Consider the following 3,697-nt stretch of genomic DNA (forward strand, 5'->3'; position numbering starts at 1 on the left):
GGCCTGGCGGGCCTGGCTGACCCGGCGGCCCCGGCCGTGGCACCCGCCGACGGCTCGTTGGCGGTGCGGGACCTGCGCTACGCCTACCTGCCCGGTCAGGAGGTGCTGCACGGGGTGAGCTTCGACGTCCCGGCGGGCGGGTCGGTGGCGCTGGTCGGCGGCAGCGGCGGCGGGAAGACGACGCTGGCGAAGCTGCTGGCCGGGGTGCACCCGCCGACCGCCGGGACGATTCGGGTCGGCGGCAGCGGCGGCGGCGGCACCGGGACGGACCCGCTCACCCTGCGCGCGACTGTCGCCCTGGTCACCCAGGAGGTCCACGTCTTCGCCGGCACCCTCGCGGAGGACCTCCGGCTCGCGGCGCCCCGGGCGAGCGAGGCGGAGCTGTGGAACGCGCTGGCCGCCGCCGGCGCGGCCGACTGGGTGGCCGCCCTGCCGGACGGGCTCGACACCGTCGTCGGGGACGGCGGCCTGGACCTCGATCCGGCGCGGGCGCAGCACCTGGCCCTGGCCCGCCTGCAGCTGGCGGACCCGGCGGTGGCGATCCTGGACGAGGCCACGGCGGAGGCGGGCAGCAGCGGCGCGCGGCAGCTGGAGGCGGCCGCCCAGCGGGTGCTGGCGGGCCGCACCTCGATCGTCGTGGCGCACCGGCTCAGCCAGGCCGCCGACGCCGACCTGATCCTCGTCCTCGACGACGGCCACGTCGTCGAGCGGGGCTCGCACGCCGACCTGCTGGCCGCGTCCGGCCGGTACGCCCAGCTCTGGCGCACCTGGTCGGCGCACCGATGCTGACGTCGACCGAGGTGCGGGGCGCCACGGCCGGCGGCGAGGCCGACCGGCACCGTCGTCTGCTCGTGCGCGGCGTCGGGTTCGTCGTCGCGTTGGGCGTCCTGGCCTGCGCCGTCGCGCTCAGTCTCGCCGTGGGCGCCAAGCAGATCGACCTGGGCACCGTCTGGCATGCGCTCGGCCACGACGACGGCAGCGACGACGCGTTCATCGTCCGCGAGCTGCGGCTGCCGCGCACAGTGCTCGGCGTGCTGGTCGGCCTCGCCCTGGGGCTGGCCGGGGCGGTCATCCAGGGACTGACCCGCAACCCGCTGGGCGATCCCGGCCTGCTGGGCCTGGAGACCGGGGCCTCGGCGGCGGTCGTCGTCGCCATCGCGATCCTGGGGGTCTCCACCCCGGCGGGCTACGTGTGGTTCGCGCTGGCGGGCACCGCGGCGACCGCCGTGGTGGTCCACACGCTCGGCTCGCTCGGCCGGGCCGCGTCGCCCGAGCGCATGGTGCTCGCCGGCGCCGCGGTCAGCGCCGCGCTGACCGCCTTCATCGGGTCCATCCTCCTGATCGACGGGCAGGCGTTCGACCGCTACCGGTTCTGGGCCGTCGGATCGCTCGCGGGGCGGCCGATGACCATCGTCTGGGAGGTCGGTCCCTTCGCCGTGGTGGGCGCGCTGCTGGCCCTCGGCCTCGGCTCGAGCCTCAACGCGCTGGCGCTGGGGGAGGAGACCGGGCGGGCGCTGGGCGTCCGGGTCGGGACCGTCCGGGCCGTCGCCGCGCTCGCGGTGACGCTGACGTCCGGCGCGGCCACCGCCATCGCGGGGCCGATCGGGTTCGTGGGACTGGCCGTGCCGCACGCCGCCCGCCTGGTCACCGGCCCGGACAACCGCTGGGTGCTGGCCTACTCCGCGGTGCTGGCGCCCAGCCTGGTGCTGCTGGCCGACGTGATCGGCCGGGTCGTCGTGGCCCCGAGCGAGCTGGAGGCGGGGATCGTCACCGCACTCGTCGGAGCCCCGGTCCTGATCGCCCTGTGCCGCCGCCGGACCGTGGCGCTGTGAGGGGCACGCACATGGTCGTCGCCGACACCGGATCGCCGCCGTCGCCGTCGCCGCCGTCGCCGTCGCCGCCGTCGCCGCCGCCGGTTCCGCCGGTTCCGCCGGTTCCGTGGCGGGCCGTGCGCCTGCTGTCCGGCCGCGTCTCGATCCGGGTCCGACCGCGGGCCGTCGTGGTCGGTGTCGTGCTGGCGGCACTGGTGGTGGTCGTCGGCATCTGGACGTTGATGACCGGCGAGTACCCGGCGACGGTGGGCGAGGTGCTACGCACCCTGTTCGGCGAGGGTCCGCCGGGCGTGGAGATCATCGTGACGAGGTTCCGGCTGCCCCGGCTGGTGATCGGCATCGGGGTGGGCGCGGCGCTCGGCGTGGCCGGAGCGCTCTTCCAGAGCCTGTCCCGCAACCCGCTCGGCAGCCCCGACATCATCGGTTTCACGACGGGGTCGGCGACGGGCGCGCTCCTGGTCATCCTGGTCTTCCCCGGCAGTCCGATCGGCACCCCGGCCGGCGCGATCCTCGGCGGGCTCGTGACGGCGTTGCTCGTGTACGCCCTCGCCTACCGCCGCGGCATGCAGGGGACCCGGCTGATCCTCGTCGGGATCGGGGTGTCCGCGGTCGCCGAGGCGGTGAACTCCTACCTGCTCAGCCGATCCTCGCTCGACGCCGCGCAGGAGGCCCAGCGCTGGCTGGTCGGCAGCCTCAACGGCCGGAGCTGGGAATACGCGTGGCCGCTGTGGGCGGCGCTGGCCGTCCTGCTGCCGATCACCCTGGTGCTCGCCCGCCGGATCGAGATCGTGGAGCTGGGGGACGATCTCGCGCTCGCGTTGGGGATCCCGGTCGAGCGGGTGCGCCTGTCGCTGGTGGTCTGCGGGGTGGCCCTGACCGCGGTGGCCACGGCAGCGGCGGGCCCGATCGCCTTCGTGGCGCTGGCCGCGCCGCAGATAGCCCGTCGGCTGGTGCGGGCCGGGACGACGTCCCTGGTGACCGCCGCGCTGACGGGCTCGCTGATCATGGTGGCCGCGGACTTCGCCGGACAGCGGCTGCCGCACCCGATCCAGATGCCCGTCGGGCTCAGCACCGGCGCGATCGGCGGTCTCTATCTGATCTGGCTGCTCAGCGGAGAGCTACGCCGGGGCTGAGCCGGTCGCCGCGCGCCGAGAACGTGGGAATTTCGGCGGCTGGCGGGGGTAGACGAACGTGGCAATTTTAGGTAAACCTAACTTAAGGTAAACGGCGACGACGTCGCGGGCTGAGATCCAAGGAGACGGCACCCCATGTCGACCAACCCGTTCGATGACGAAAAGGGCAGCTTCTTCGTCCTGACCAACGCCGAGGGTCAGCACTCGCTGTGGCCGACATTCGCGCCCGTGCCAGCTGGGTGGACGAGTGTGCACGGCGCCGCGAGCCGGTCGTCCTGCCTGGAGTACGTCGAGGCCCACTGGACGGATCTGCGCCCGGCGAGCCTGATCACCCGGATGGAGTCCGACCGCGTGGCGGCGGACAGTCTGGCCACGCAGGGTAATCACGGCGGTGTCGAGTCCGGCGCACCGCGATGACGGCGCCGGTGATCTACCACGAACGGACGGTGCCGTTCGCCGGCGATCCGCTGGCGGCGGCGGCGCGGTTCGCCCGCCACGCCGCGGCGCCGGTGAGCGTCTACGAGCACGACGGCGTCTGGCTGTGCGGCTCGGGCGTCCTGGCCGAGATCGTCCTGTCCTGGGACGAGATCCGGTACCGCGTCGGCGGGCAGGACTGGCGGGTCGAGGCGGTCGACGGCCCTGCGTTGCGCGTCCTGGCCCGGGTCCTGGCCGGCCTGCCGGTCGCCGACTGGCGGGCCTGCGGCTGGGCCGGCTTCGAGCTCGGCCCCCGGG

The 3,697-nt window shown here is 74.9% G+C and carries 4 protein-coding genes and 1 pseudogene; all 5 read left to right on the forward strand.

Annotated features, from left to right (window positions below):
- The coding region (locus ND748_RS27815; RefSeq protein WP_251749164.1) for an ABC transporter ATP-binding protein at positions 1 to 789 on the forward strand (789 nt) is incomplete at its 5' end.
- The gene (locus tag ND748_RS27820; RefSeq protein ID WP_251749165.1) at positions 783 to 1,832 is read left to right on the forward strand and encodes an iron ABC transporter permease; all 1,050 of its coding nucleotides are present in this window, start codon (positions 783 to 785) and stop codon (positions 1,830 to 1,832) included. The genes ND748_RS27815 and ND748_RS27820, both read left to right, overlap by 7 nt.
- On the forward strand, positions 1,829 to 2,965 hold the full coding sequence (locus tag ND748_RS27825) for an iron chelate uptake ABC transporter family permease subunit (RefSeq protein WP_251749166.1): 1,137 nt from the start codon (positions 1,829 to 1,831) through the stop codon (positions 2,963 to 2,965). Before ND748_RS27820 ends, ND748_RS27825 begins: the two co-directional genes overlap by 4 nt.
- A 135-nt stretch (positions 2,966 to 3,100) precedes the next feature.
- On the forward strand, positions 3,101 to 3,382 hold the full coding sequence (locus ND748_RS27830; RefSeq protein WP_251749167.1) for an MbtH family protein: 282 nt from the start codon (positions 3,101 to 3,103) through the stop codon (positions 3,380 to 3,382).
- Positions 3,379 to 3,697, forward strand: a pseudogene (locus ND748_RS27835) (salicylate synthase); the annotation flags it as partial. The gene ND748_RS27830 and the pseudogene ND748_RS27835, both read left to right, overlap by 4 nt.

Source organism: Frankia sp. AiPs1, assembly GCF_023716945.1.
Lineage (GTDB): Bacteria > Actinomycetota > Actinomycetes > Frankiales > Frankiaceae > Frankia.

Bases quoted from the DNA above. Each gene is read 5' to 3' on its own strand.
- ND748_RS27820 (WP_251749165.1), top strand. From the start codon at position 783: ATGCTGACGTCGACCGAGGTGCGGGGCGCCACGGCCGGCGGCGAGGCC.
- ND748_RS27830 (WP_251749167.1), top strand. From the start codon at position 3,101: ATGTCGACCAACCCGTTCGATGACGAAAAGGGCAGCTTCTTCGTCCTG.